At 50.7% G+C, this 26,539-nt stretch carries 25 protein-coding genes; 17 read left to right on the top strand and 8 right to left on the bottom strand.

What is annotated here, in order from left to right; all coding sequences use genetic code 11:
• Positions 1 to 73: 73 nt before the first annotated feature.
• Complete coding sequence (locus D9T21_RS21300; RefSeq protein ID WP_123327181.1) at positions 74 to 1,702, bottom strand: sodium:solute symporter; 1,629 nt, start codon at positions 1,700 to 1,702, stop codon at positions 74 to 76.
• Positions 1,703 to 1,974: 272 nt separating this feature from the next.
• On the opposite strand from D9T21_RS21300, the gene D9T21_RS21295 reads away from it, so the two are divergent.
• The 9 genes from D9T21_RS21295 (at position 1,975) to D9T21_RS21255 (ending at position 10,872) form a co-directional block, all read left to right on the top strand.
• Positions 1,975 to 2,694 (top strand): FadR/GntR family transcriptional regulator, encoded by a 720-nt coding sequence (locus D9T21_RS21295; protein ID WP_123327180.1) that lies wholly within the window; start codon positions 1,975 to 1,977, stop codon positions 2,692 to 2,694.
• Between the two features lie 61 nt (positions 2,695 to 2,755).
• Positions 2,756 to 3,535: an SDR family NAD(P)-dependent oxidoreductase gene (locus D9T21_RS21290; RefSeq protein ID WP_123327179.1), complete on the top strand. Its 780-nt coding sequence runs from the start codon at positions 2,756 to 2,758 to the stop codon at positions 3,533 to 3,535.
• Between the two features lie 228 nt (positions 3,536 to 3,763).
• Positions 3,764 to 4,468 (top strand): sulfite exporter TauE/SafE family protein, encoded by a 705-nt coding sequence (locus tag D9T21_RS21285; RefSeq protein WP_123327178.1) that lies wholly within the window; start codon positions 3,764 to 3,766, stop codon positions 4,466 to 4,468.
• Positions 4,469 to 4,588: 120 nt separating this feature from the next.
• Entirely contained in the window at positions 4,589 to 4,993 is a 405-nt protein-coding gene (locus D9T21_RS21280; protein WP_123327177.1) for a hypothetical protein, read from the top strand.
• 60 nt (positions 4,994 to 5,053) lie between these two features.
• Positions 5,054 to 5,938, top strand: a complete 885-nt coding sequence (locus D9T21_RS21275) for an SMP-30/gluconolactonase/LRE family protein (protein ID WP_123327176.1) — start codon at positions 5,054 to 5,056, stop codon at positions 5,936 to 5,938.
• A 204-nt stretch (positions 5,939 to 6,142) separates the two neighbouring features.
• Positions 6,143 to 7,189: a UDP-glucose--hexose-1-phosphate uridylyltransferase gene (locus D9T21_RS21270; RefSeq protein ID WP_123327175.1), complete on the top strand. Its 1,047-nt coding sequence runs from the start codon at positions 6,143 to 6,145 to the stop codon at positions 7,187 to 7,189.
• Positions 7,186 to 8,334, top strand: a complete 1,149-nt coding sequence (galK, locus tag D9T21_RS21265) for a galactokinase (protein ID WP_123327174.1) — start codon at positions 7,186 to 7,188, stop codon at positions 8,332 to 8,334. The genes D9T21_RS21270 and galK overlap by 4 nt, the downstream gene beginning before the upstream one ends.
• 48 nt (positions 8,335 to 8,382) lie before the next feature.
• On the top strand, positions 8,383 to 9,945 hold the full coding sequence (locus D9T21_RS21260) for a sodium/sugar symporter (RefSeq protein WP_123327173.1): 1,563 nt from the start codon (positions 8,383 to 8,385) through the stop codon (positions 9,943 to 9,945).
• Between the two features lie 369 nt (positions 9,946 to 10,314).
• Entirely contained in the window at positions 10,315 to 10,872 is a 558-nt protein-coding gene (locus tag D9T21_RS21255; protein ID WP_123327172.1) for a single-stranded DNA-binding protein, read from the top strand.
• A 416-nt stretch (positions 10,873 to 11,288) separates the two neighbouring features.
• On the opposite strand, the gene D9T21_RS21250 is transcribed toward D9T21_RS21255, so the two are convergent.
• Entirely contained in the window at positions 11,289 to 12,179 is an 891-nt protein-coding gene (locus D9T21_RS21250; RefSeq protein WP_123327171.1) for a LysR family transcriptional regulator, read from the bottom strand.
• Positions 12,180 to 12,321: 142 nt separating this feature from the next.
• Here D9T21_RS21250 and D9T21_RS21245 point away from each other — a divergent pair, with 142 nt between their 5' ends.
• The 3 genes from D9T21_RS21245 to D9T21_RS21235 all read left to right on the top strand — a co-directional run bounded on the left by D9T21_RS21245 (position 12,322) and on the right by D9T21_RS21235 (position 14,061).
• On the top strand, positions 12,322 to 12,786 hold the full coding sequence (locus D9T21_RS21245) for a (R)-mandelonitrile lyase (RefSeq protein ID WP_206427315.1): 465 nt from the start codon (positions 12,322 to 12,324) through the stop codon (positions 12,784 to 12,786).
• A gap of 11 nt (positions 12,787 to 12,797) precedes the next feature.
• Positions 12,798 to 13,580 (top strand): carboxymuconolactone decarboxylase family protein, encoded by a 783-nt coding sequence (locus tag D9T21_RS21240; protein ID WP_123327170.1) that lies wholly within the window; start codon positions 12,798 to 12,800, stop codon positions 13,578 to 13,580.
• Positions 13,581 to 13,695: 115 nt separating this feature from the next.
• Positions 13,696 to 14,061 carry a zf-TFIIB domain-containing protein gene (locus tag D9T21_RS21235; protein WP_123327169.1) on the top strand — a complete coding sequence of 122 codons (366 nt, stop codon included), beginning with the start codon at positions 13,696 to 13,698 and terminating at the stop codon, positions 14,059 to 14,061.
• Positions 14,062 to 14,173: 112 nt separating this feature from the next.
• Here the strand turns inward: D9T21_RS21235 and D9T21_RS21230 are convergent, their stop codons facing one another.
• From D9T21_RS21230 to D9T21_RS21220, 3 genes are all read right to left on the bottom strand, one after another.
• Positions 14,174 to 16,264 carry a TonB-dependent receptor gene (locus D9T21_RS21230; RefSeq protein WP_123327168.1) on the bottom strand — a complete coding sequence of 697 codons (2,091 nt, stop codon included), beginning with the start codon at positions 16,262 to 16,264 and terminating at the stop codon, positions 14,174 to 14,176.
• 320 nt (positions 16,265 to 16,584) lie between these two features.
• Positions 16,585 to 17,682, bottom strand: a complete 1,098-nt coding sequence (locus tag D9T21_RS21225) for an acetate/propionate family kinase (RefSeq protein ID WP_123327167.1) — start codon at positions 17,680 to 17,682, stop codon at positions 16,585 to 16,587.
• Entirely contained in the window at positions 17,679 to 19,073 is a 1,395-nt protein-coding gene (locus D9T21_RS21220; protein ID WP_123327166.1) for a bifunctional enoyl-CoA hydratase/phosphate acetyltransferase, read from the bottom strand. The genes D9T21_RS21225 and D9T21_RS21220 overlap by 4 nt, the downstream gene beginning before the upstream one ends.
• Before the next feature lie 168 nt (positions 19,074 to 19,241).
• Between D9T21_RS21220 and D9T21_RS21215 the strand changes: the two genes are divergently transcribed.
• Positions 19,242 to 20,978: a PHA/PHB synthase family protein gene (locus tag D9T21_RS21215; protein ID WP_123327165.1), complete on the top strand. Its 1,737-nt coding sequence runs from the start codon at positions 19,242 to 19,244 to the stop codon at positions 20,976 to 20,978.
• Positions 20,979 to 20,987: 9 nt separating this feature from the next.
• On the opposite strand, the gene D9T21_RS21210 is transcribed toward D9T21_RS21215, so the two are convergent.
• The 3 genes from D9T21_RS21210 to D9T21_RS21200 are packed head-to-tail and all read right to left on the bottom strand — an operon-like array spanning position 20,988 to position 23,829.
• The gene (locus D9T21_RS21210) at positions 20,988 to 21,506 is read right to left on the bottom strand and encodes an Lcl C-terminal domain-containing protein (RefSeq protein ID WP_123327164.1); all 519 of its coding nucleotides are present in this window, start codon (positions 21,504 to 21,506) and stop codon (positions 20,988 to 20,990) included.
• A gap of 2 nt (positions 21,507 to 21,508) precedes the next feature.
• Positions 21,509 to 23,224 (bottom strand): Lcl C-terminal domain-containing protein, encoded by a 1,716-nt coding sequence (locus D9T21_RS21205; RefSeq protein ID WP_123327163.1) that lies wholly within the window; start codon positions 23,222 to 23,224, stop codon positions 21,509 to 21,511.
• Between the two features lie 59 nt (positions 23,225 to 23,283).
• On the bottom strand, positions 23,284 to 23,829 hold the full coding sequence (locus tag D9T21_RS21200) for a sugar O-acetyltransferase (protein ID WP_123327162.1): 546 nt from the start codon (positions 23,827 to 23,829) through the stop codon (positions 23,284 to 23,286).
• A 228-nt stretch (positions 23,830 to 24,057) separates the two neighbouring features.
• On the opposite strand from D9T21_RS21200, the gene D9T21_RS21195 reads away from it, so the two are divergent.
• The 4 genes from D9T21_RS21195 to D9T21_RS21180 are packed head-to-tail and all read left to right on the top strand — an operon-like array spanning position 24,058 to position 26,531.
• Positions 24,058 to 24,933 (top strand): type IV pilus biogenesis protein PilM, encoded by an 876-nt coding sequence (locus tag D9T21_RS21195; RefSeq protein WP_164464801.1) that lies wholly within the window; start codon positions 24,058 to 24,060, stop codon positions 24,931 to 24,933.
• On the top strand, positions 24,930 to 25,541 hold the full coding sequence (locus tag D9T21_RS21190; RefSeq protein ID WP_123327160.1) for a hypothetical protein: 612 nt from the start codon (positions 24,930 to 24,932) through the stop codon (positions 25,539 to 25,541). The genes D9T21_RS21195 and D9T21_RS21190 overlap by 4 nt, the downstream gene beginning before the upstream one ends.
• Positions 25,538 to 26,185, top strand: a complete 648-nt coding sequence (locus D9T21_RS21185) for a type II secretion system protein M (RefSeq protein WP_164464800.1) — start codon at positions 25,538 to 25,540, stop codon at positions 26,183 to 26,185. Before D9T21_RS21190 ends, D9T21_RS21185 begins: the two co-directional genes overlap by 4 nt.
• Positions 26,175 to 26,531, top strand: a complete 357-nt coding sequence (locus D9T21_RS21180; protein WP_123327158.1) for a hypothetical protein — start codon at positions 26,175 to 26,177, stop codon at positions 26,529 to 26,531. Before D9T21_RS21185 ends, D9T21_RS21180 begins: the two co-directional genes overlap by 11 nt.
• Positions 26,532 to 26,539: the final 8 nt, after the last annotated feature.

The raw sequence follows: 26,539 nt of genomic DNA, 5'->3' as shown, positions 1-26,539 counted from the left end.
GTCAATCCGGGTAGTCGTTGCAAGTTTGGTGGAGATAAAGAAAAGCCGGTGACGATGGCACCGGCTTGGTCGTTTACCAGAAGCGGATATAGATAAAGGCAGTGATGCCTAATATACCCACGGTATGGATGTAATCCCACTTATCCAGACCGTCTACCACTTCTTTCATAGTGCCTTTGCCCAGTGTTCGGAACGTCAGGCCCTGCAGTTTTTCTTCACTGGCCGCTTTGGTGAACATGCTCACCACAATCATGATGATAGTCACCAGGACGAACAGCAGGATACAGTAGTACAGCCAGTTCATCTCTACAATCCAGGCGAAGCTGGTGTTGGCCAGGCTGTCTTTGAACGGCAGCATGACCAGTCTGATCATGCCCAGTACAAAGCCTGAAACCAGGCCAGCGTAACCTGCGGCTGGCGTGATCCGACGGCTTACCAGGCCAAGCAGGAACACCGCTGCAATCCCTGGGGCGATCAGCGACTGCACACTCTGCAGGTACTCATACAACACATCGGCGATTAAGCTCATCACCGGGATCCACAGGATACCCAGAATAACAATCACGATAGTAGCGATACGGCCTACTTTCAGCAGGTGCTTCTCGCTGGATTCAGGTTTGAATTTCTTATAGAAATCGATGGTAAACAGCGTTGCAGAAGAGTTAAACAATGATGCCAGTGAACTCATTAGCGCGGCAACCAGACCGCCGATAACAATCCCCTTAACGCCGGAAGGTAACAGCTCGGCAACCAGAGTCGGGAAGGCCTGGTCGGCACTGGCGTAGTTGATAATACCTTTTTCCTTAAGCGCCACCGCAATCATGCCCGGGAACAGGAAGATAAATACTGGCAGTAATTTCAGGTAACCGGCAAACATGGTACCGCGGCGGGCTTCTTTAATGCCTTTAGCTGATAATACACGCTGTACGATGTACTGGTCGGTACACCAGTACCAGAAACCAATTATGAATGAGCCGAAGATGATGCCCGGCCATGGGAAGTCTACATCGCTGGCAGAGCGAATCAGATGCAGATTAGCGTCGTTAATGCGCTCTACCTCAGACCAGCCGCCAACCTGATCTAGGCCAACAACCAGGATTACTACAGAGCCAATGATTAGCACCGGGGTTTGTAATACCGAGGTCCACATGATGGCTTTCATGCCACCGAGTACGGTGTAGATACCGGTGATAATGACCAGACCCAGTGCCGATATCCAGAAGAAGTCGATGCCCCAGATGCTGTCGATGCCAAGGATAGTTTTAAACGCAATACCGCCGGCATAGACTGTTACAGCAACCTTGGTTAATACGTAACTGACCAGCGAAATTACCGACAGGAAGGTACGTGAAGCAGAGTTGTAGCGGCGTTCCAGGAACTCCGGCATGGTGTAAACTTTGCTGCTCCAGTAGAAGGGCACAAACACCCAACCAAGTAGCAATATGATCCACGACTGTAATTCCCAGTGAGCAAGCGCCATACCCGACTGGGCACCAGAGCCAGACAGACCCACCAAATGCTCAGAGCCAATATTTGAGGCAAAAATTGAGGCACCAATTACCAGCCAGCTGGCGTTACGACCGGCAAGAAAATAATCCGCCGTATCTTCCTCTTTTTGCCGCATGGACATCCCGACCACGCCAAGCAACAAAATAAAAAAACCAGCCAGAACCAGCCAGTCGAGTGTACTTAATTCAACCATGTAATAACCCTGATACCATGATGTCAGCTCAAAATAATTAAAAAATATTATATTACAATATGGGTAATGAAAAGCTTTTTGTTAAAACAGCGTTAAATTCCATAATGGCGTTAATAGATTGTTTTTAGTGCTGGATCAATTTTAAACGCTTGCACGTTGGGGGCTTACAACTCTATGATGTGAACAACTATATTAACAATAAAGCCAACAGGTACCACCGATAAATATGATATTATCCGTGGTTATGGCCGTAAGCAGAAAGATTATAATCCATGGCGCGAATTGAGAATTTAAACCTGTCGCAACGCGTTACCAACGAATTGGGTAAAGCGATTATTGCAGGAGTCTATGGCGAGGGCTCAGGCCTTCCAACTGAAGCTCAGCTTTGTACCGAGTATGGCATCAGTCGTACTGCAGTGCGCGAAGCAGTGAAAATGCTGGCAGCGAAGGGGTTAATATCCTCCCGGCCGCGCCAGGGGATTCGGGTTGAACCGCCGGAAAACTGGAACTTATATGATACCAGCGTACTGGGGTGGATGTTTGAGAGCAGCCCTTCATTGCTGGTATTGAAAGAGTTTTTGCAAATGCGTCTGGCCATTGAGCCACAGGCGGCAGCATTGGCAGCCAAACACGGGGCACCGGAAGCCATTGCGCAAATCGAGGTGGCGTTAAATGCCATGGATAATGCAGCTCAAACCGACGGCTCTATCCATCAGCCCGACTTAGAATTTCATACGGCCATTTTACTTGCCAGTGGCAATCGCTTTTTCTATCAGCTACGGGATTTCATCAGCACCGCTTTAAATGTAAGCTTTCAGTATACGACTAATGCCAAGGACAGCCTGCAAACCATTGCCGACGAACATCGCAAGATTTACCAGGCGATCAAAAATGGTGAAGCAGAGCGAGCCAAAAACATGATGGCGTATCTGATAGATGAAGCAATGGCTTACATTGAGCTGAAAATTGCTGAATCAGAACTGTCAGCGTAACGAATTTTTATTTAACAACGAAAGTTGGTGTGTACTGAGCCATCATCTATGGTGATTTTTTATGACCCAGTCGTCTGATACTTCAGCCTGTTATCCAAGCCTGAACAACCGCAGCGTATTTATTACCGGCGGTGGAACAGGTATTGGCGAGGTTATGGTGGAACGATTTTGTGCACAGGGAGCCCGGGTGTGTTTTGTTGATGTCAATGTAGACAAGAGTCAGGCATTGGTAGAACGAATAGCGCAGGCCGGAAAAGGCCAGGCCACTTTTATAGAGTGCGATTTGCGCGACCTTAAAGCCCTTAAAGGGGCTATCAGTGAGGCCGCAAAACTGCATGGCGACATTAGCGTGCTGATTAACAATGCGGCCGATGATACCCGTCACGAATTTGAAGAGGTGGACGAGGAATACTGGAATGATCGCATTAATGTAAACCTGCGTCCGAGCTTTTTTGCCGCCCAGGCGGTTGTCGAGCAAATGCGCCGCTGCGGTGGCGGCAGTATTGTGAATATGGGGTCGGTAAGCTGGCGCCAGAAGCAAACTTGTATGCCCGTTTATACGACGGCTAAAGCAGCAATTGATGGCCTGACCAGGACCCTGGCTGCTAAACTGGGTCCTGAGCATATACGGGTGAACACGCTGGTGCCGGGCTGGGTGATGACCGAAAGACAGATGACCCGTTGGGCTGGTCCTGAAATTGTTCAGGAAGTACAACAGGCCCAGTGTATTCATGAAACTCTGTTACCCATCGATATTGCCAACGCGGCATTATTTCTCGCCGCTGACGATAGCAAAATGATGACAGCGCAAACGCTGATAATCGATGCAGGCTGGGTATAACGCTATTCAAATGTCTGCCGGTGATGCGCCGGCATGCCTAATCCTCTGATATTTTCTTGTACTGCGGCTTGGCCTACAGGCCATGCTGCGGCTGCAAACAACTATTCCGACTAATTGTTATGTTGCAAAAATGTTTACATTCTGGCACTGTGCACAAATCATATGTAATATAATATGTAAATTGCATGTTACGCATAACAGTTAAGTTTTAGTTGAAGGATTGTTTGTTTGACCGACTATATCCTGGTGTATCTGGTCCTGATCATCGGTTCATGCTTGCAGAGTGTTATCGGCTTTGGGCTTGGCCTGTTGGGTGCACCGCTTATCTTTTTGATTATGCCCGAACTGGTTCCTGGGCCCATGATCCTCAATGCTTTACTGTTAACCACTCTGCTGGCAGTTAAACATCAGTACGATATCGACTTAAAACAAACCGGCTTCTCTATTCTTGGTGGCACGGCGGGTGTGCTGGTGGCCGGCAGCGTGCTGCTTTACATTGACGCCCATCAGTACCAAATGTTGTTAGGCGTGTGCATTATTGCCGCGGTGATATTGTCGATGGTGGGCGTTACACCGCGAATCAGCATTATTTCCAATTTAATCGCGGCCATGATTTCGGGCTTTATGGGCACTACAACGTCGGCGGGCGGAGCCCCTATGGGCTTGCTGTATCAGGCAGAAGATAAAGACAAAATTAAAGCCAACCTTAGCGTTTTTTTTGTGTATATCAACATGTTTGGCATCGCCGTACTGTGGTTTACCGATGCAGCTGGGCATGATGATCTTGAGCTCTTCTTAAAATGTATTCCGGCTATTCTGATTGGCTGGTTCGCGTCGTTTTTCATTAACCGGCGGATCAACGAAATACTGGTGAGAAAACTGATCCTGGTGGTGGCAGCGTTTGCCGGTACTGTGCTGATTGTTGCCAGTTAATCAGATTTGATAATACCTCGTTATGAACTGATCTGAACCTGTCATCCGGGTCTGCAGACCCAACGTGTTTTTCCAGTTACTTTGGTTTTCCTCAAACAACGGTTGCGCGAGAGAAACGACATGGAACGTATTTATATTTACTCAAGCCTGGTACTGATGACTGTGGCGGTTTATCACGGTTTTAGCGAAGGATACATCTGGTTACCCGTTATCCTGACGCCCATTGCGCTTGTCGTTACGGCAAAGCTTTATGCTCACACGCAGGGCAAACAACTATGTCAGTGGCAAAAAGAATTACCGGTGCTGATGTTCATGGCTTACGTGTTAAGAGACAAACGACTGTGCCAGCAACAAAATAGTCAGTCATTATTTCCTGTACTGTTTTTCGGTAGCTTTTTCCTTTGTGCTGATATCACAATGGTTTTATTCTTAAGTGACATTCACTATTCGATTCTGTTTGCGGGTTGTGTAAGCTTTGCCTTTCTCTATTCAGCTTTGATGGTGAATTATAAGGCGGCCAACTGACTAAGGGAGCCGGTTAGCGCAGGGCTCACCCGCAGGACTATTTAACAGCGAAACGATGTAATGCCGGTTAAAATTTTAAATGTAAGTCGTCACAGGTGCAGCCTCGGCGAGGGCATCTATTACAGTGCCCGGTATAACTGCGTTTTCTGGGTCGATATCAAGCAGCAGCTGTTATATCGAATGGATTACGCCACTAAGGCTGTGACGGCGACCCCGATGCCAGAACAAATTGGCTGGGTGAAAGAAACCCGTTCCGGCCGTTTTGTTGTTGGATTACAGTCGGGCATATACTGGCTAAACGACGATTTGAGCTGCGGCGATTGCTGTTTGTTGTTAAACGAAGAACCGGCAGGCAATCGCTTAAATGATGCGAAAACCGACCAGGCTGGACGACTGTATTTTGGCACCATGGATGACAATGAAGTAGCCCTCAGCGGCAATCTCTACCAGCTAACCAGTCTCAACGAACACCGCACATTACATAAAGTAGACAGTGACTACGTCGTTTCTAATGGCCCGGCCGTGAATCTTGCCGGAGACCGGCTTTATTCGGTGAGCTCTGCCACTCGAACCATCTATGCCTTTACCGTTGATGGCAATGGACAGTTATCCCATAAACGCCTGCACATTGTTTTTCCCGAGCACCACGGTTATCCGGACGGCATTACGGTGGATGGCCAGGACAACCTTTGGGTGGCCTGCTGGCAAGGCCACGGGCTGTGTTGCTTTGATCCGGCAGGAAAGCTCATCGAGCGCATTGTGTTGCCTGCGCCACAAATTACTAATGTCACTTTCGGCGGGCCTGCTTATTCAACACTGTTTGTCACCTCAGCCTGCATTGGGATGGACGAAGACACATTAAATCGTTATCCGTTGGCGGGAAGCGTGTTTGAACTCGACGTGGGCGTAACAGGTGTTGCTGAACCCCGGGTTCATGATATCTAACCCCAGATTTATCAACCCGTTGTGTATCACATAAAGGTAAACGTATACCCTGTATCAGTGTTTCTGGTCGTTACTCTTAGCCCTCTTTTTTAATGTTAATCAGCTGATCAGAGCAGACTTGATTGCTCAGAGTTATTTACATCTCTGTAAAAAAAGATGAGAATAGGGAAAACGTTTACCCTTTAAGTTAAACAGGAATTAATCATGTCTGTTCCTTTTGAGCCGTCAGATCATCCGCATCGACGTTACAACCCATTACTACAAGAGTGGGTACTGGTATCGCCACACCGGGCCAAGCGCCCTTGGCAGGGCCAGCAGGATGAGCCCGATCAGTCCGTCTTACCTGCGTATGATGAGAGCTGTTACTTATGTCCGGGAAACACGCGGATCAACGGGGAAGTCAATCCGGCTTATGAAGGGACTTTCGTGTTTACCAACGACTTCGCTGCACTGCAACCGGACACGCCGGATAGTGCCAGTAGCGATCCGTTGTTTCGCTATGAGTCTGAACAGGGCTGCAGCCGGGTGATTTGCTTTTCGCCGGATCACAGCAAAACGCTGCCATTACTTACCGATGAGGAAAGAGTCGGCGTAGTGAAATGCTGGATGGCTCAAACCGCAGAATTGGGTAAAAGCTATCAATGGGTACAGGTGTTTGAAAATAAAGGCGCAATGATGGGCTGCTCCAATCCGCATCCCCATGGACAAGTTTGGGCCCAACGTCATTTGCCAACCCAGGCGACTAAGAAACTGGCAAGCTTCGCGAAGTATTATCAGCAACATCAGCGGGCGCTGTTACTCGATTATGCTGAGCGTGAAATCGCTCTTAATGAGCGGGTCGTGTGCAGTAATGAAGACTGGCTGGTTGTGGTTCCCTACTGGGCTGCATGGCCGTTCGAAACCCTGTTATTACCACGCTTTAGTGTGAGCTCTCTGGCCGATCTGAGCGACTCACAGGCGCGCAACCTGGCCACTATTGTGGGCGAAATCACCAGTAAATATGACAACCTGTTTAATACGTCTTTCCCTTATTCAATGGGTTGGCACAGTGAGCCATGCGATGGCCAAGAGCATCCGGAATGGGGGCTGCACGCGCACTTCTTTCCACCATTGCTGCGCTCTGCCAGCGTCAGAAAATTTATGGTCGGATATGAGATGATGGCAGAAGCTCAGCGCGATCTCACACCCGAACAAGCTGCCCAGCGCCTGCAGGCGCTTTCTACCACCCATTATAAAAAGGCTGGCCAATGATGCATGCAGATATTTCTTCGCTGTTCTCTGCTTATTTTAATACCACACCAGAGGTAACCAGCCACGCACCCGGCCGGGTTAACCTGATTGGTGAGCATACCGACTACAACCAGGGGTTTGTGTTTCCGGTAGCAATCAACTTTGGCACCGACATTGCCGCAGCAAAGCGGGATGACGGCATCGTTAAGGTGGTAGCGGTTGATTACGATAACGAATGCGAGTCATTTTCCCTCGATAACATTGAGCACCAGCCACAGCCAGGCTGGCTCAACTATGTGAAAGGGGTGTGTCAGGTTGTCAAAGCGAAGTATCCGCAACTGGGCGGGGCTAACCTGGTAGTTACTGGTAATGTGCCACAAGGAGCGGGGCTGAGTTCATCTGCGTCTTTTGAAGTTGCGATTGTCAGTGCACTAACGCAGCTTTACGAGCTGAATATCGAAGGTATTGAAGCCGCCTTGCTGGGGCAACAGGCCGAAAATGAATTTGTTGGCTGTTCCTGCGGGATCATGGACCAGCTGATATCGGCACTGGGTAAGCAGGGGAAAGCCATGCTGCTGGATTGTCGAGACCTGTCACAGCGTTTTATCGACTTGCCCGAAGATTTTGCCATTATGATCGTTAACTCTAATGTTAAACGAGGATTGGTTGACAGCGAATATAATCTGCGGCGTCAGCAATGTGAGGCGGCTGCCCGCAAACTAGGCGTGGCAAGTTTGCGGGATGCCGACACTGAGTTGCTGGAATCCGGTAAAAATACACTCAGTGAGGATGAATACAAGCGCGCGCGACATATTATCAGCGAAAACGCACGCACAACTGCCATGTTTAATGCGCTGGAAAAGGGCGATATCGCTAAGGTGAGCCAGTTAATGGCCGAGTCGCACATTTCAATGCGTGACGACTTCGAAATAACCGTACCGGCAATTGATTTTCTGGTAGAAATTATTCATCAGGAGATTGGAGAATCTGGTGGCGTAAGGATGACCGGAGGCGGATTTGGCGGTTGTGTTGTTGCTTTATTACCAAAAAATTTACTTTTAGGGGTGACTAAACAGGTAGAAGACAAGTATTATGCGCGGACTGGGTTGAAACAAAAAGTTTACATTTGTACTACAAATAGTGGCGCTTTTGACGAAAATACCTAATTTCGTTGCCCACTTACGAATTAAAATTACAATTAACTGGGTCGCATAATGAAAATTGAAACACTCGACATAGCGTTATTCGCTATCTATGTGATTGCCTTAATCGGCATTGCATGGTGGGTTTCTCGTGAAGAAAAGGGACACGAGAAAGACACAAACGATTACTTTCTGGCGGGGTCAAGTCTGCCCTGGTGGGCCATCGGTGCCTCACTGATTGCTGCTAATATCTCAGCAGAGCAGATTATCGGGATGTCCGGTTCCGGTTACATGGTGGGTCTGGCAATCGCTTCCTACGAGTGGATGGCAGCTATCACGCTGATCATTGTAGGTAAATACTTCCTGCCGATCTTCCTGAAGCATAAAATCTACACCATGCCGCAATTTCTCGAGCAGCGCTACGACCACCGTGTACGCATGGTAATGGCGGTGTTCTGGCTGGGTGTTTATGTGTTTGTAAACCTCACCGCTGTATTATGGCTGGGGGCACTGGCAATCAATACTATTGCTGGTGTTGACCTGATGTACGGCATGATTTTCCTCGGTGTATTCTCTCTGGCTTACTCGCTGTACGGTGGTCTTAAAGCGGTGGCCATGACCGATATTATCCAGGTGGTGCTGTTGGTATTAGGCGGACTGTTCCTGTCGTACACGGCGCTGAACATCATCGGCGATGGCGCCGGCTTCTGGGCAGGTTTTAATACCGTTACTGAAGAACTGCCAGGCAAGTTCGACATGATCCTTAGCGAAGACAATCCACACTACATGGATCTGCCGGGCTTATCGGTATTGATTGGTGGTATGTGGATCATGAACCTGTCTTACTGGGGCTTTAACCAATACATTATCCAGCGTACCCTGGCTGCTAAGAGCGTTAATGAAGCGCAGAAAGGGATTGTGTTTGCAGCATTCCTGAAAGTGCTGATGCCGTTAATTGTTGTATTACCGGGTATTGCCGCGGTGCTGCTGGTGCCGGATCTGGAAAAAGCCGACCAGGCTTACCCATCACTGATGACACTGATGCCGGTGGGTCTTAAAGGCATTATCTTTGCCGCGCTGGTAGCCGCAATTGTGTCGTCACTGGCATCGATGACCAACAGTGTATCGACTATCTTCACTATGGATATTTACAAAGACCGTAATCCCAATAAGAGTCAGCATCACTATGTAAAAGTAGGCCGTATTGTGAGCCTGGTGGCGCTGATTATTGCCATGGTTGTGGCTAAGCCATTACTTGGTCAGTTCGATCAGGCGTTCCAGTATATTCAGGAATTCACCGGTTTCTTCACACCGGGTATCGTTGCGCTGTTTGCGCTGGGTATGTTCTGGAAGAAAACCACGGCTAATGGTGGTCTGGTAGCAGCCGTTGGCTCTGCGGTATTTAGCCTGGCATTTAAACTCCTGCTGCCAGAGCTGCCGTTTATGGACCGCGTTGGCATTGTATTTTTACTGTGTGTGGGTCTGGCCGTTATTGTTAGCCTGTTTGAAGGTAAGGGCGACCATGAGCACGCAGTACAGCTGAACGACATCAACTTCAAAACCTCATCAGTGTTTAATGTGGCTTCCGTGGCATTAACCATTGTAGTGGCAGCGTTTTATATTACCTGGTGGTAAGCACCGTCTGGTTAATACAGGTCGCTTAATAAATAAAGCTGAAAGCCTCAACTCCGGTTGAGGCTTTTTTTTGCCTACCTGAGCTTAACTCTAATTAATTTTGCTAAACATGGCGGCCATGGCACGCTTACCTGCTGGGTATAAGTAACACAACCGGTTGCAAGAACAGGTGAAAGTCGCGCTAATTTGCCGTAGTCTGTTTGGTAAAACAACGAGTTAGTATTTCGTCACTGAGGATTTTTATTTAACCTCAAAAAGGCGCTGAGCGAGCGCAAAAAATGCGTTATACTGGCAAGCTTTACAAACGACGACGAAGCGCTGCATGCGCTTATATTATTATAAAAGCGTAAACAGATTTTAGGAGACATCATGGCAACTCGAGGCGTTAACAAAGTCATTCTGGTCGGTAATTTAGGTAACGACCCGGAAGTACGTTACATGCCCAACGGCAACGCCGTTGCCAATCTGAGCCTGGCAACCAGTGAAAGCTGGAAAGACCAGCAGGGGCAGGTGCAGGAACGAACTGAATGGCACCGTTTAACTATGTACCGTCGGTTAGCAGAAATTGCCGGTGAATACCTCAAAAAAGGTTCGCAGATTTACGTTGAAGGTAAACTGCAAACCCGTAAGTGGCAGGATCAGCAGGGTCAGGATCGTTACACCACAGAAATTATTGTCGACCAGATGCAAATGCTCGGTGGCCGTGATGGTGGTCAGGGCGGCCAGGGCGGTGGTTATCAGCAACGTCCACAAGGCGGCCAACAGGGCGGCGGTTATGGCGGTGGCAACCAGAATTATGGCGGAGGCAATCAGGGCGGTGGTTATCAGCAACCGCCTCAGCAACAGCGCCCGCAGGGTGGCCAGAATCAACAAAAGCCACCTATGGCTGAGCCTGACTTCGATTTTGACGACGATATCCCGTTCTGAGTCTACGGTATGCTTATTTTACAAACCCTGCTTCGGCGGGGTTTTTTTATGCGGCGATAACGCTGACTGTACTAACTGTACGATTAAAGAAGCGGCAAAAAAAACGGGAAGCACCAGGCTTCCCAAAAAGTCCATATGCTTAAACTGCAGCATACAGGGGCACATGTAGCGTAACGAAGCGGTTGGGCCCGAGATATCCCGCTGAGTAGGCAAATGCCCGATGGATAACCGCTTCGTGAAAAGGAGGACAGGCAGTTCCTGACCATGTCATACCAACTGCCTGGGGTTGGGCTGCGAAAAAAGATTCTGCCTCACCCGGAAAACTTAGCTACTGTGCAAGTATTGTATTATTTATACCATTAATGCCCTGGCCAATGTCAGCGACAAAATTGCAATGCGGTAATGAATAGCGTTCATTAATCCCGATAGCGCAAGCGTTCAATTACAGCGGCAAAGGCGGGTGAGTGGTTATTACGGTTGGGGTAGTACAGGTGATAACCTGGGAAGGGCTGACACCATTCTTCCATCACGCGGATAAGTTTGCCCTCAGCCAGGGCCGCAGCGAACATATCTTCCGGCAAAAATGCCAGGCCGAAGCCTTCCAGCGCGGCTTTGCAGATTAACGCCGGATGATTAAATATGACCTGGCCTTTGGATTTAACCTTAACCTGACGCTCGCCGTTATCGAGTTCCCAGTCGTACACCCGGCCGGCAGAAATCAGTCTCAGGCTGATACATTTATGCTCGGTAAGCTCTTCCGGTGAGGTGGGGGTTCCATGCTGCGCCAGGTAGTCAGGCGTGGCAACCATAGCCATTCTCATGGCCGGGCCCACTCTAACGGCAATCATGTCTTTTTCAACCGCTTCACCAAGGCGAATTCCGGCATCAAAACGGCTCGACACTATATTAGTAAAGCCATTATCGACGTTGATTTCTAACTGTATGTCCGGGTATTCCTCCAGCAACGGCGACAACTTAGGCCATACCAGATTAAAAGCCGCGTGGTCGCTACAGCTAATACGCACCAGGCCTGCCGGCTTACTGGTGAGTTCAGAAAGCATTTCCAGCTCGGTGTCGATATCCTCGAAGCGCGGCGCTATACGCTGCAGTATGCGCTCACCGGCTTCTGTGGTTGAAACATTTCGGGTAGTACGGGTCAGCAGCCGTATGCCTAAACGTTCTTCCAGGGCACGCATGGAATGGCTCAGGGCAGACTGAGTTACGCCCAGTCTGGCGGCGGCACGGGTAAAGCTCCGCTCGCGGGCTACGGCAATGAATGCCAGGATTTCATTGTAATTTTCTCGCATACTATTTCTCTGAACACCAGGGTAACCGGTAAAGTTTATTAATGAGGATGGCTCATAAGTGTATTATGACTGTGATTCAATCCGGCTGCAGTAAACTCGACGTAGTGATATGTAGAGATTATCTAAATTTGGAGGAAAAACTATGCAAAAAGCGTTAAGCGTCATAATGTTACTGATGGTTGGCATGGGCTCAGCCCAGGCCGCGGAAAAAATGCAAATCACCCGTAATGGTGAACAAAAGGCTATTACCGGCTCCGATAAGGTGTTTACCGGCATCAGCATCGTTTCTCCACTGGTATCACCCAATGAGCATTCTAATGTCTCTGCGGCAAATGTTACTTTCGCGCCCGGCGCGCGCTCAGCCTGGCATACCCATCCGGCGGGTCAGTTCCTGGTAGTATCTGACGGTACCGGTTACGTGCAACAGTGGGGCGAGCCCAAACAGGTTATCAAAGCCGGCGATGTAATCTGGACACCACCAGGCGTGAAGCACTGGCACGGTGCCACCGAATCAACCAGTATGACCCACATGGCTATCCAACAGCGCGTTGAAGGTAAAAACGTGGTGTGGGGAGAGAAAGTCAGTGACGAACAGTACAATCAGTAAGGAGGCGTTTAATGCGAACTCGCTTTGGTAAATTTTATGCGGCAGCCACCACTGGCGCAGCGCTATCCATCGCTGCATTTGGCAGTCAGGCAGGAGAAACGGCTATGAACAGTAAGTACATCGAGCGCGTCGCCCCGCTTATTGCGACGAATCAGAACCAGTGGCTGGAAAACGACTTATGGCAGCGTGAGGCGCTATCGTCCCGTGACCGGAGTATCGTTACATTGTCGGCGCTGATTGCACGAGGTCAGCTGGATGCGATGCCGGAAATTGTCGAAAAAGCACTGGCCAGTGATGTCACCCCTGAAGAAATCGCCGAGATTATAAATCATCTGGCGTTTTATACCGGCTTTGCCAATGCCCGCGCCTCGATAGCTGCTATTGGCCCGGTGTATGAAGCCCATGATATTAAAGCCAAACAGTTACCGTCGGATAAACTGGAGTTGCTCTCGTACGATAAAAAAGCCGAGCAGCAGCGCCGTGAGTTTGTTGATAGCAAGTATGGCGAAGTCAGCCCCGGCACTGTTTCCTACACCACCGATGCCTTGTTCATGGATTTATGGTTACGCCCGGGTCTTGCCCCCAGAGACAGAAGTCTGGCAACCGTAAGTGCCCTGGCGGCGACAGGTCAGGTGGAACAGGTCAATTTTCATCTTAACAAAGCTATGGACAACGGACTCACTGAAACTGAGGCCGGCGAAGTGATCACTCAGATTGCCTTCTACTCCGGATGGCCCAAAGCGTTTTCAGCGCTGCCGGTGTTTAAAGAGATCTTTGCCAATCGAAAAGAGTAATAACTTAACCATTATTCTGTAAGCCCGCATCAGCGGGCTTTTTTATTGGCGATGACAGCGTCCGGAATAACGCATATAGTGAAATTCTGGTTGTTTCATCAGTGCAGTTAATTATATGGATTGTCCCAAGTGTCATGGTCATTTTGAGCATATCAGTACGCCTGCCGGTGTGGTCGAGCGTTGCAGCACCTGCCACGGCTTATGGTTTGATGTGATGGAACATAAGGAACTAAAAGACTTCGCCTCGGCGCTCGATACAGGTGATAAGAAAATGGGCTCGCTATACAGTGAAATAAGCGATATCAATTGCCCGGTGTGCCCGAACATTAAAATGCTCGAAATGACCGACAGCGCACAGCGACATATCCATTTTGAAAGCTGCCCTCAGTGCCATGGCCGGTTTTACGATGCTGGCGAATATGTTGATTACGCCACGATTTCTGTGAGTGATTTTCTGAAACGTTTCGGCTTGCGCAAATAAAGTTCGGTGGCACAGCCGCTCTTTAAACCTGCTATTCGGCGTTTCCGTTCTTTTTTGCCAAAAAAAAAGCCCTGCTAGTGCAGGGCTTCTGGCTTACAGGTGTAAAGGCTTCTTAAAATCTGCCCACAACTGTCAGCATCGCGTTAAGCGGCGCCGCTACCGTTGCCTGATGTGTGGCGTGGGCATTCGGGAAGTACAGTTCGTCGGTCAGGTTTTCGATGTTCAGCTGCACGCGCAGGTCTTTGCTGATATCGTAATACGCCGAGGCATCCCAACGGGTATAGCTGGGTAATACCGCCGAATTTCCGTTGTTAATGAAGCTCTCATCCTGATAGGTGGCGCCCAGGCCAACACCAAATACGTCATTCACCTGATAAGTGCTCCACACCGAGAAGGTATTTTCCGGCAACTCGCGAGGCGTGCGGCCGGTTGGGCCACTGCGGTCGACAATTTCGCCTTCAAGGTGGCTGTAATTAGCGGTAATGCGCCAGTCATCATTCACATAGCCGGTGAGTTGCAACTCGTAACCAGAGATGTCTGAATTAATTACATCCAGGGTTTCCGGGTTATCATCGGCCACCTGAGGAGAGCTTTGCTCGTTTTCAAACACTGCGGCGGTGAAGCTCAGACCCTGGGCAAAATCCCACTTAATACCGATTTCCTGATTGCTGTAGGTATCTGGGTCTAGTTGGTTATCACTGCCGTTAATATCGGTATATTGCTCGCCACTGCGCGGCAGGAAAGACTCGCTGTAACTGGCATAAAGCGAGATGTTTTCCTGCGGCTTATAAATAAGCCCGGCACGAGGAGAAACCTGTTCGTCGGTGCGGCTGCGGGTTTCCACTGCCTTAGCGTTAAATACCTCAATATCGAAACGGTCAAAACGGGCACCAAGTACCAGATCCAGGTGTTCAGATAGCTCAATCTCATCCTGCACAAAGAACGAGGCAACATCCAGGGTCACCCGCGTATCGTCATTGAGTGCCGTAAAAGCGGTGGTTACCTGCTCACCTGCTGCGTTGATGCCGCTAAAGCCGCTAAACGCCAACGGGCGCTGGGTGAAAAACGTTTCGCGGTCATTGCCGGTGCTGTCAAATACCGGATTCAGGCGGAACTGGTCTGAATTAGTGCGAATAAATTCTGTACCCGCGATCACCATATGGCCAATGCCGCCGGTGCTGAATTCGCTAATCAGGTTACCTGATACAATCAGGTTGTCGCGGGCTGTTTCATCAATATAACCGTCCAGCTCAACAATGTTGGTGTCGGCGTCATAGCCACTGGCGTAAAAGTTTGAGTAAACCTTATCGTAGTCGCCGTAAAACACGTTAACGTTGGCTTTGGTGTAATCGTTAAACTGGTGCGACAGGTTTACGCGGAATACGTGGGCTTCCAGCTCGTGGTAGTTATTCTCCGGGTCGCCAAACACCACATTTTTCAGTGACTCTACCGGACGACCATCGGCGCCGGTGGGAATACCACGGTCGATAAAGCGCTCGTGGTTGATGTACTCGTAAGACACATCCAGTATGCTGTCTTCGCTTAATTCAAACCTGGCGGTGGGATTAAATCCAATGCGCTCGCCGTCGAAGAAGTCACGGTGGTTGTCCAGCGATTCGTACATCGCATTAATACGCAGCGCTGAGGTGCTGGTCATATCGGTGTTGGTATCTATTTCTACGCCATAGCCGCCAAAGGTGTTCAGCGTGGCTTTATAACCGGTAAAGGTTTCATCTAATTTCGCTTTCTTTGACACCCGGTTCAGAATACCGCCTGTACCACCGCGGCCAAACAGCAGGGCGTTGGGGCCGCGCAGGATTTCCACCTGTTCTACATTGTACAGCGAGCGATAGTACTGTACGTCGTCACGGTTGCCATCAATGTAAAAATCTGCGGTTGAACGAACGCCACGGAACACCACTGAATCCCGGTGTCCCTCGCCCTGAGAAGTATTAACGCCTGGCGTGTAGTCGATGATTTCACCAATACTGGTGATCCCGCGTTCAGTAATGTCCTCGGCCGTCAAAATCGACAGGCTCTGTGGTACATCAATAATCGGTGTTGGCGTTTTTACCGAATTGGACTCATTGATCGATAAATACTGGCCTTCAATAGTAATGCGTTCGGGGTCATCTGCCGTGCTGGCTGATACTGAGGTATTAAAGGTAAGCGCTGCGGCAACTACTGATAGTGCAAATTTCAAACTAAAGTCTCCAGGTATGCTGAGCTGAAATATCGGTCAACAGCCTCACCAATCTGGGTTGGTTGAGGATTGATCGACTGCAAAATTTGAGAGAATAGTAATGCGAATAATTCTTGATTACAACCAGAGTTTTAATTTAGATTAAAGTCTATGTTTAGTTTTACTTAACCTGGATGGCCTGGTTGGAAAGCTGATTGAAAGGGTAAAAAGCAGGAATGAGCCTGCGGTTTAGCAGGTTAAGTGTCTAATTGAAAAGACAGCCTGTCAGTGGCAGGACGGTAAACAAAGCTTACCGTGCTAAGTTCACAGAAGCAGGCGCATTAAGGGGTAAGCACCTGCTGCATGTAGTGTGCAATCATCCATTCTTCATTGGTGGGGATCACTCGCACAGTAACGGCGGATGATGACGTGCTGATTATAGAGCGGTTCTCCAGGTTGGCGGTGTTATCGAGCTCAACGCCAAGCCAGCTCAGCTGCTCGCAAACCCTGCGGCGAATATCTGCTGCGTTTTCTCCCACTCCCGCGGTAAATATCAGCGTATCCAGGCCCTGTAACTCGGCCGTCAGGCTGCCAATGGCCCGCACGATGTAACGGCAATAAAGGGCTAGTGCCTCAGCCACCGCAGGCTCATCAGCATGTTGCGCCAGAATACGCATGTCACCAGAACAACCGGAAACCCCCAGCAGCCCGGATGATTTATACAAGGCACTGGTCACTTCTGCGGCAGACATTCCCAACTGGGTTATGCAGTGTAATACCAGCCCAGGATCCAAAGTGCCGCAACGAGTCGCCATCATCAGGCCATCAAGCGCGGTAAAGCCCATGGTTGAGCTAACGCTTTTGCCTTTAGACATAGCGCAACCACTGGCGCCGCTACCCAGGTGCAATACTACGCACCGGCCACCGGCCTCAGTATCTGAGGCCGCCAGCTGATGACTAATGTAATCATAAGATAAACCATGAAAACCATAGCGGCGAAGCCCCTGACTACGCAGTGAGTCAGGCAATGCATAAGCGGTTGAAACCTCAGCCTGCGTAGCGTGAAAAGCGGTATCAAAGCAGGCTACCTGAGGTAATTCCGGGTGCAGCTCGCGCAGTACTTTTACGGCATGCAAATTATGCGGCTGGTGCAACGGGGCCAGATCGCACAGTTTATCGAGTGATGCGAGGGCGCTATCATCAATCAACAGCGGTTGAGTATAGGCGGTGCCGCCATGCACCACCCGGTGTCCTACGGCGCTGACATAACCGCCATGGTGCAGCACTTCTTCCAGCGTTTCGGCGTAATTATCTTCGCTGAGTTCGAATATCCCCCGTTCCATTACTGCCAGGCTGATAGCGTCAAATACGGCGTATTTCAATGTGGAAGAGCCGCTGTTTAAAACCAGGTAGTGGGGGGTATCGGTTTGCTTGCTCATAGCGGCAGGTCTCCGCGTTTACGCTGATAAACCAGTGCCATGGCACAGGATACTTTGCGGGTAAGCGGGCCGCCAGCCCGGCTGGTAAGAATAATCGGTGCCCGGGCCCCTAAAACAATGCCTGCTCCCTCTATCCCTGAAAGATAGCGCATCTGTTTAAACAGCATATTGCCTGATTCCAGATCCGGTGCTACCAGGATGTCGGCATCACCGGCCACCTGTGACATTATGCCTTTCGATTGAGCCGCTTCAGCAGAAATGGCGTTATCCATGGCCAATGGGCCATCGAGCAGGCCGCCCACTATCTGGCCTCGCTCGGCCATTTTGCACAGCGCCGTGGCATCCAGGGTTGAGGGGATTTTTTCCTCCACGGTTTCTACAGCCGACAGGATAGCAACCTTGGGCGTTTTGTTGGTCAGGGTGTAAACCAGTTCAATAGCGTTTTGGATGATGTCTTTCTTGGTGGCCAGATTGGGCCGGATATTAATGGCCGCATCGGTCAGAAACAGCGACTTGTGATAGCTTGGGGCATCCAGAGCGAAAATGTGACTCATTACCCGGCCGGTGCGTAGCCCGTAGTCTTTGTTGAGCACCTCGTGCATCATTTCGTCGGTGTGCAAATGGCCCTTCATTAATGCTTCTGCCTTGCCACTGCTTACCAGCTTTACAGCGGTCTCTGCCGCGGCATGACTGTGCGGAGTATCCACCAGTTCAAAAGCCGAAATGTCGAGCTTATTTTCCAGCGCCACCTGCTCAATTCGAGCCTTGGGGCCTACCAGTATAGGTGCGATAAGGTTATCTGCTGCGGCCTCGACAGCGCCGGCCAAAGAATTGAGGTCAACAGGGTGCACCACGCAGGTTCTGAGTGGCGACATACCTTTTGCCATGTCCATAAACTGCTGATAGCGGTCGCTGCTCTGTTCTTTTAGCTCAACCGCCGGCAATACGGCCCGGGGCCGATCGATTTGTTCGGTGGGGGCTTTCACCAGCGCCTGACCATCGATCACCACTTCACCCTCCTGATTAGTGCAGGCGCAGTCGAGCAGGATCTGATGATGTTCACGTTTTTCCACCACGGTGACCGTTACTGTCAGGTTATCGCCTAAGGATACCGGGCGGCGAAAAGTGAAATCCTGCTTCAGGTAAATGGTGCCAGGGCCGGGCAGTTGGGTTCCCAGCACGGTGGAAATTAATGCGCCGCCCCACATGCCATGGGCGATGATATGGTGAAACTGGGAGCTGTTAGCGTACTCCTCGTCTACATGGGCCGGGTTAACATCGCCCGACATAATGGCAAACAGCTGAATATCTTTACGGGTCAGCGTGCGGGTGAGTGCGGCTTTATCGCCCACTGTAATGCTGTCGTAGGGTTTGTTGCGGATCATTTCCATATTGATTCTCCGGCCAGAGGCGCCAAAAAGTAAATTCTGTAATTCGCTTTGTAATATTACATGCTCACACTACAAGTAGATGAATAAATGTGCATTGATACCCATCAAGATCAAGCTTTTTAAGGGCGGGTACTGCTATGCTGGGCAAAATAGTCAGGGAGACTTGTTATGATAAATCACGAAAGTAACGTTATTGAGTACACTTACACCGATCAGCATGCGGTCCCCGACGATGTTAGCGAACCGCTAAAACCTGATTATGCCATTAACCAGTTACTCGCACAGTTTACCGGCGGTATCGATCCGGTGGCCTATTCGCTGGCCTTCACCGACTGGTTTATTCATTTACTGTTGTCGCTGGGTAAGCAGCAAGCGCTGGCGGACCTGACACTGACCAACGCCAGTACGCTGAACAAAAATCTCGAAGACGCCGCAGACGACAACCGGTTGTCCGGGCCTGAATGGCAAGCCTGGCCCTATGCTGTGTACCGGCAGAATTACCTGGCTATGCGGCAGTGGTGGCAACTGGCCACCCGTGATGTGCAGGGCGTTGAGAAGCACCATACTGACATGGTGAATTTTTCGGTGCGCCAGTGGTTAGAAGCCTTATCACCGGCTAACTACCTGACCACTAACCCCAACGTCATTCACAAAACCCTGGAATCTGCTGGTGCTAACCTGGTGAAAGGGGTTGATAACCTAATCGAGGATATCCAGCAGCAGTACTTCAGGGAAGCTGAGCCCAAACGCGAGGAAACCTACCGGGTTGGTGAAAATATTGCCGTCACACCTGGCCAGGTAGTGTTCAAAAACAACCTGCTGGAGCTTATTCAGTACAGTCCGGCCACCGAAGAAGTCTGCGCTGAGCCAGTGCTGGTGGTGCCGGCGTGGATAATGAAGTATTACATTCTCGATTTGTCGGAACATAACTCCCTGGTGCGTTACCTGGTCCAGCAGGGCCATACTGTCTTTATGATCTCCTGGAAAAACCCTCAGCATGAGGATCACAACGTTAGTCTGATTGATTACCTCAAACAGGGCCTTGGTGAGGCGATAGAAGCGGTGCAGCAACGGGTACCCGGAGAACAAATCAACGGGGTTGGCTATTGTCTTGGTGGTACTCTGCTGACGATGGCCGCTGCCTGGCTGGCCCGGGAAAAGCGTAATCCATTCTGCGCGCTAACGTTACTGGCGGCACAGACCGATTTTAGTGATGCTGGCGACCTGCGGTTGTTCATCGATGAAAGCCAGCTGTCGATGCTGGAGGCGGTAATGGCTAAAAACGGTTTTCTGCCCAAAGAGAGTATGGCGGGCACTTTTACCCTGCTGCGGGCAAACTACTTATTGTGGTCGCGCTGGGTAAAAGAATACCTGCTGGGAGAGCGTCAGCATCCCAATGATTTGCTCACCTGGAATAAAGACGCCACCCGCATGCCTGCGCGCATGCACGCTGAATATTTACGCCAGTGTTATTTGCATAACTCGCTGGCCAGCGGTCAGTTTATGGTTGATAACCGGCCCATTGCCCTGGCCGATATTCAGGTGCCACTGTTTGTTGTGGGTACGGCGAAAGACCACGTGGCACCGTGGCAGTCGGTATACAAAATCAATTTGCTGATTGATAAAGACATAACCTTTCTGCTGACGAACGGTGGCCATAACGCCGGCATTATCAGCGAGCCTGGTCATGCTCACCGGGTCTATCAGATGGCTACCCGCAAGGAAGACGGGGCTTACCTGCCACCCCAGGCATGGCTTGATGAAGTACCCTTACAGGAAGGCTCCTGGTGGCCGGCATGGCAGCAATGGCTGGCCTCGCAGTCAAGTCGTAAGGTTAGCGCCAGAACTGTGGAAGCGGTTAAGCCGTTACCGGCCGCGCCGGGTGATTATGTTCTGGCACCTTAGCATAGGCCATTAATCAGGCAGATTGGTGCGCACCAGTCGCAGGTAGACGGCCCGTTGCTTTTCTTTAATGGAGTAGCTGGCGTTAAAAAAGGCTACGGTCCAGACCCTTTCCGGATCGTTCAGGCTCGGCGTAGAAGACCAGAAGCTGTCTTGTGGTGTGGCCGGAAAAAAACTGGTATTCACCGACGGTCTGACACAGTTACGCTCGGTTAGCGAGGCCAGCTCTTTGACGTTAGGCATGCGCCATCCCTCCAGTAACTCAGCGTCGTAGTCACGGGCGTACACCAATGCCTGTTGCCAGGTAAGTTGCTCGGCATCGCCGGTACAGGTTTCGGTTTCACCATTCCAGGTTTGCCCCACCGCGCAGCGCTGCCAGATTAGACCGGTTGGGATGTGTAAAATGGTATCGTCGGTCACCTGACTGAAAACCTCATCCGGCGTGGTTTCTACGGCGTTAGTCAGGCATTCCTGCGCTGTAACCTCAGCCACCCAAAGTAAGCTAAACAAGACAGTGATTAAGCGTTTCATGATTATCGTCCCGCTCTGACCAGTCGGATGCTGACGGCATCTGACTTATTAAGAAAATTATCCACCCCACTGATGAAGTCAATGGCCCAGGCGTTCTGCGCCGCATCATTGCTTACACCATCGGCGCTGGGCTGGGCGGTCCAGTACCAGAGCGTAGCGGCGCTGTCGGCTCCGGTGTTGGGAAAGTATTGCGTGTCAATGCGGGGCAGGGCGGTACGGCCAAAATGCACCAGCGACATTAACTCCTGATGATTGGGCAGGCGCCAGTCATAGAAACCACACAATCCGGCGCTGTTTACTGCGTCGATGTATGCACTGGTGTTACAGCTCGCCAGCGTGCAACTGGTGTTTGTGCCATTAAGGTTGCCGGGCGCGCCGCCGTTGTCTTCTTCGGCATACCAGCTGTAGCGGTGATCAAGGTCGCGCAGGCCGCCGTCGGTAGTTTTTACTTCCCACACCAGCCCGGTAACATTATCCCGTACACAGCTGAACTGCGGTGCATCCACATCCTCTTCATCGCCATTGGCATTTAGCTTGGTAAAATCGAAGCCGTTTTCGCCGCGCCCCGCTTTTTCCAGTACATTACTGTCGGCCAGCGCATCGGCACCGCGCTGACCATCCTGGCCGGGAAACGCGTTTTGCTGAGAGGCCGATAAAGTCGTGTTGGTGGCTTGCTGCGTCATGCCGGTATCATTGAGCACCCGCACAGGGAATGGGCGTACCAACACTCGCAGATGGTCGGTTACTTCGTTACCGAACATATCTTCCCCGGTGAGGTAAAAATCCAGGGTGGTGGCACTGTCTACCAGCGGCGCTATAGCATAGGTGTCGGCAGTATTGGGGTTGATGATTTGCGGCGCTGCATCACCGCTGTAAGTCCACAAGGTGGCAATCGGCGCGGCTGCCGGTACTGTACTGGTGGCAGTGCCGGCCAGCACAATTCGTTCACCGCCAAACAATGCCTGGTCGATACCAGCATCTACCTCGGGCGGCGTATCAGCGTCGGATAATACGGTAATCGAATGGGTGGTTGTATCCTCGGCCCCTTCATCGTCTGTTACCGTCAGGCTGAATGTCAGAGTTTGCCTGGCATCGGTAACCGGCGTGTCGATCACCAGTGTCGACTGGTCGGTTTCAATGCCGGTTAGCACATCGTCACCAGCGGTTTGTTGCCATGCCCAGGCGCTGATTTCTTCGCTGCTGGTACCGTCGGTGTCAGTGCTGTTGCGCCCGTCAAAGGTCAGGGACACGCCTGCCGGGTAGGTGCCGGGCTGTAAATCGGGCCAGTCGCTAAGGGTGATAATGGCGGTGGGAGGCAGGTTGTCCGGGGTTACGGTAAGCGTAAAACTATCTGAGGCCGATTGACCGGCACTGTCGGTAGCACTTACGGTGACCACATACTGCGTGTCGGCGGTAACAATCGGGGTGGTAAGGCTGGCCGTGGCAACGCTGGTGTCATCGTGGGTGATGGTAAGCGCCGGTGTTGACGACCAGCTGTAAACTACCGCCCCGGATGGGAAAGACACCTGCGCCGATAAACTAACATCAGTTTGCTCCGCTGCTGAGCGATCGCGACCAGCATTGACGGCAAAGGCTTCGTCCGAGTCATCCTTACTCAGCCCACCGCCGCAAGCACTCAATAGCAAGGCTAGCGTCAACAGGGCGGCCCGCATCATCAAATGACGGGTACGTAAAGGCAACAGGCTCATTCTTTTCATCAGACGTTATCACTCTTTTTGGCACAACACTGTGGGTGTTATCGGCCACCCCCGGCTGATTATTGAGTATTTTGTGTAATTTTACGCTGTACAGTGGCAGGAACGCCGTAAGCGACGGCATTGGCAGGGATGTCGCTGGTCACCAGGCTGCCCGCACCAATCACCGCGTTATCGCCAATCGTCACGCCGGCGCATATGATGGAGTTAGCGCCAATCCATACCCGATGACCAATTAAAACCGGCATGCCCGCCTCCTGTGACGGATAATGTTCTGGCCAAATCTGTGTCCTGCCCACTGCGCTGGAGATAATGCAATTGGGGCCGATAAGTACCTGATTACCCAGTTCGATTGGGCAGACATCAATAAAGATAGCGTTATGATTGATAAAGCTGCCTTTGCCAATTGAGCAGTTAAGGGCGTATTCGATTTGAAAAGTAGATTCAATCTGAACCGACCCCGGGCACTTTAGTTGTGATATCAGCATAGCCTGGCGCTGGCGGGTATCGGTAAGCTGGTTGAAACCGTGACACCATTGCCGGGCAGCCTGCCTTGCCTGCGAGAAAGACACGTCAGCCGGGGCGTTTTGGGTGGCTTTACTGGTCAAAAATTTACCTTGATGTCAGAGAGTTAAGTTGAAATTATAAGGGGTAGCAGTGATTTGGTACATTGTTCGACAAAAGTGTGGTACCCGACACTGGTACTTTGAGCTAAACTCTGTTGTAATTTAACTAATAATTATACGAAGTTATAAAAATATATGCGCATTGGTTGGCGTTCTTTCCTCAAACAAAAATTCCAAAAAAAATCTGGCTACCACGCAATCGGAATTGCAGTGTCGCTGGATTCGGTAACGTTTTGCGCGCTTAAAAAACAAAACGGCGAAGTTACCCTGGCGTTTGAAGAGACGGTCAGCTTTTCTCATTGGGGCGCTCACCTTGCCAAATGGGTCGATAAACACGGCCTGACCGGTACCCCAGCCTATGTTTCGTTTTCAATTCACTGGTATCAGATTCTGCAGATCGACCGCCCTTCCGTGGAAGCCGATGAAATCACCGCGGCACTATCCTGGTCGGTAAAAGAACTCACCGGCAGCGATAAAGAAATGGCTATCGATTACACCGATTTACCGGTGCCGCTGGCCGGCAATGCCAGAATTAACGTGTTTGCCCTACCCAAAGAAGATGTCGAGAATGTCAGCGAAGCGGTATTTAACGCAGGCCTGGTACTCCAGTTAATTACCGTTGAGGAGCTGGCTACCTGCGAATTAGTGCCGGTGCAGTCTGACCCTATCCTGACCGTGGTTCAGGAAGCCGGGGAAGAAATTTGTCTGAATATCATCAAGGATGGCCAGCTGTATTTCAGCCGCCGTCTCAAAGGCTTTGAGAACCTGGGGAGCTTTACTGAAGACGAGCTCAGAATGGGCATTGGTGAGTCGTTAAGTGTGCAGATTCAGCGCTCTATGGATTTTTATGAAAGCCAATTACGGCAGGCTCCGGTCAGACAGATTATGATGCGCCTCGATACGCCTCATCGGGATGCCCTGGCCAGCCAGATTGAGCAGGTGGTGAGCGCCACTGTCAGTGATCTCACTCCCGCAGTGACTGCCGCCGAGCCGGGCATCTCGGTAACGCGGGTGAATTACTCTAGTCTTGGCGCAGCGATTTGCGGATCTGCTGAGCCGCAGAGCAAAAACGAGGCTGCGGCATGAAGAACAGAATTAACTTTTATTCTGCCGAGTTTGCACCGCGCCTCGACTTGCTCTCACTTACCAGTGTGCTGCTGGCATGGGGAGCAACCCTTACTGTATTGCTACTGATTTGGGCCGGTGTCGCCTGGTACGGCGCATCGAAACGTACCGAACTGGCAGAGGTTCAGGATCAGCAACAGCAGTTATCCGCCTCGGTAAACAATCTTAAAACCACGCTTGAGCAACGTAAGCCTGATGCCGGGCTTACCCGCACGCTGGAGCAACGTCAGCAGGAACTGGCAAATCGAGAACTGCTGGTGCGTGAACTCAGTCAGCGGGAACAAATTAAGCAGCAGGGCTTTGCCGGGATGCTCGATAGCCTGGCTCAGAAAGACAGTCAGGATATCTGGCTCGATACCATTGAAGTCAGTGAAAACATGATGGTGCTACAAGGGCAACTGAGTACCCCGCAGGCCATGCCCAAGTGGTTACAACGTTTGGGACAGACTACGGCTTTCTCCGGCCGCACCTTTGATTCCACCCGACTGTACCGGGACGACGAGCAACTGCGCTTTGAATTAAATATGGCCCGGGTGCCGGAAACAACGCAACAAGGTGGTCTGCGGTGACTTTTGACCAGTATGAAGAAAAATTTGCCGCGCTGAGTCAGCGCGAGAAGGTGTTAATCTTTGCCTCGGGAATGGTGGTGGTCCTTGCCGTGCTGGTTTTTTTGCTGATTGAGCCTGGCATTAAGGAAAACGGTAAAACGAGCAGTAGTATTGAGATTGCCCGCAACGAAGTTACCACCCTTAAAGAGCTGCAACTGGTTTATGAGCAGGCGCTGGCCGAAGATCCGGATGCCAGCCTGAAGCAGCAGATAGCCCAGGTAGATAAGCGCATGGTGCGCCTGCAGGAAAACTTTGCCGCGCAATTATCTGATTTAGTCCTGCCCCGGCAAATGCCCGCGCTCATCGAGCAGGTGTTTTCCCAGGCCGATGGGCTAAAACTCATCGAAATGGCTTCAGTCAGCCCGGAAAATATTTTTGCCGATAACCCGGCTATGGCAGAGGTCCCGCTCTACCAGCACGGGGTTACGCTGACCTTCGAAGGGCGTTATTTTGCGGTACGCGATTTTCTGGCCCGCCTGGAGCAACTGTCAGACAAACTGTACTGGCGCTCCATGGCCTATCATGTAAAGGAATATCCCACTGCTGAGGTAACCCTTCAGGTTTACACTCTGAGTACTGAAAAGGCGTTTATAGGTGTTGAATAAAGTGTCCCCTTTGTTGCTGATATCCATGCTCGTTAGCCCCGCGGGAGCGCAGGTGCTTGAGGATCCAACGCGCCCGTCACGCACGGCCCCTCAGGCCAGTACGGCGGTAGCAGCAGCGGCAGTTGATTTACAGCTCGAAGCAGTGTTGCAGCTAGGCGCCAGCCGGACTGCAGTAATAAACGGTAAAACAGTTAAACCGGGGCAGACAATACAGGGCGCAGTAATCAAAGAAATTAATCCACGTAGCGTGGTGATTGCGCGTGATGAGAACGGGGTTTGGAAAACAATGACTTTATGGGTCAGCCAACGGGGCAACGTGAAAACCAATGCAGCAGAGAATTATTAAAATGAGTA

It is taken from the genome of Marisediminitalea oceani, from assembly GCF_003731635.1.
Classification (GTDB): Bacteria; Pseudomonadota; Gammaproteobacteria; order Enterobacterales; family Alteromonadaceae; genus Alteromonas; species Alteromonas oceani.
Note: the sequence above shows the minus strand (reverse complement) of the source record. Positions and strands in the feature narration are given on the sequence as shown.

Excerpts from the sequence above, each read along its gene's own strand:
- D9T21_RS21260 (WP_123327173.1), top strand. The coding sequence starts at position 8,383 with ATGAAAATTGAAACACTCGACATAGCGTTATTCGCTATCTATGTGATT.
- D9T21_RS21275 (WP_123327176.1), top strand. The coding sequence starts at position 5,054 with ATGCCGGTTAAAATTTTAAATGTAAGTCGTCACAGGTGCAGCCTCGGC.
- D9T21_RS21190 (WP_123327160.1), top strand. The coding sequence starts at position 24,930 with ATGAAGAACAGAATTAACTTTTATTCTGCCGAGTTTGCACCGCGCCTC.
- D9T21_RS21295 (WP_123327180.1), top strand. The coding sequence starts at position 1,975 with ATGGCGCGAATTGAGAATTTAAACCTGTCGCAACGCGTTACCAACGAA.
- D9T21_RS21270 (WP_123327175.1), top strand. The coding sequence starts at position 6,143 with ATGTCTGTTCCTTTTGAGCCGTCAGATCATCCGCATCGACGTTACAAC.
- D9T21_RS21215 (WP_123327165.1), top strand. The coding sequence starts at position 19,242 with ATGATAAATCACGAAAGTAACGTTATTGAGTACACTTACACCGATCAG.
- D9T21_RS21225 (WP_123327167.1), bottom strand. The coding sequence starts at position 17,682 with ATGAGCAAGCAAACCGATACCCCCCACTACCTGGTTTTAAACAGCGGC.
- D9T21_RS21220 (WP_123327166.1), bottom strand. The coding sequence starts at position 19,073 with ATGGAAATGATCCGCAACAAACCCTACGACAGCATTACAGTGGGCGAT.
- D9T21_RS21235 (WP_123327169.1), top strand. The coding sequence starts at position 13,696 with ATGGATTGTCCCAAGTGTCATGGTCATTTTGAGCATATCAGTACGCCT.
- D9T21_RS21240 (WP_123327170.1), top strand. The coding sequence starts at position 12,798 with ATGCGAACTCGCTTTGGTAAATTTTATGCGGCAGCCACCACTGGCGCA.
- D9T21_RS21280 (WP_123327177.1), top strand. The coding sequence starts at position 4,589 with ATGGAACGTATTTATATTTACTCAAGCCTGGTACTGATGACTGTGGCG.
- galK (WP_123327174.1), top strand. The coding sequence starts at position 7,186 with ATGATGCATGCAGATATTTCTTCGCTGTTCTCTGCTTATTTTAATACC.
- D9T21_RS21205 (WP_123327163.1), bottom strand. The coding sequence starts at position 23,224 with ATGAAAAGAATGAGCCTGTTGCCTTTACGTACCCGTCATTTGATGATG.
- D9T21_RS21245 (WP_206427315.1), top strand. The coding sequence starts at position 12,322 with ATGCAAAAAGCGTTAAGCGTCATAATGTTACTGATGGTTGGCATGGGC.
- D9T21_RS21290 (WP_123327179.1), top strand. The coding sequence starts at position 2,756 with ATGACCCAGTCGTCTGATACTTCAGCCTGTTATCCAAGCCTGAACAAC.
- D9T21_RS21255 (WP_123327172.1), top strand. The coding sequence starts at position 10,315 with ATGGCAACTCGAGGCGTTAACAAAGTCATTCTGGTCGGTAATTTAGGT.
- D9T21_RS21300 (WP_123327181.1), bottom strand. The coding sequence starts at position 1,702 with ATGGTTGAATTAAGTACACTCGACTGGCTGGTTCTGGCTGGTTTTTTT.
- D9T21_RS21250 (WP_123327171.1), bottom strand. The coding sequence starts at position 12,179 with ATGCGAGAAAATTACAATGAAATCCTGGCATTCATTGCCGTAGCCCGC.
- D9T21_RS21210 (WP_123327164.1), bottom strand. The coding sequence starts at position 21,506 with ATGAAACGCTTAATCACTGTCTTGTTTAGCTTACTTTGGGTGGCTGAG.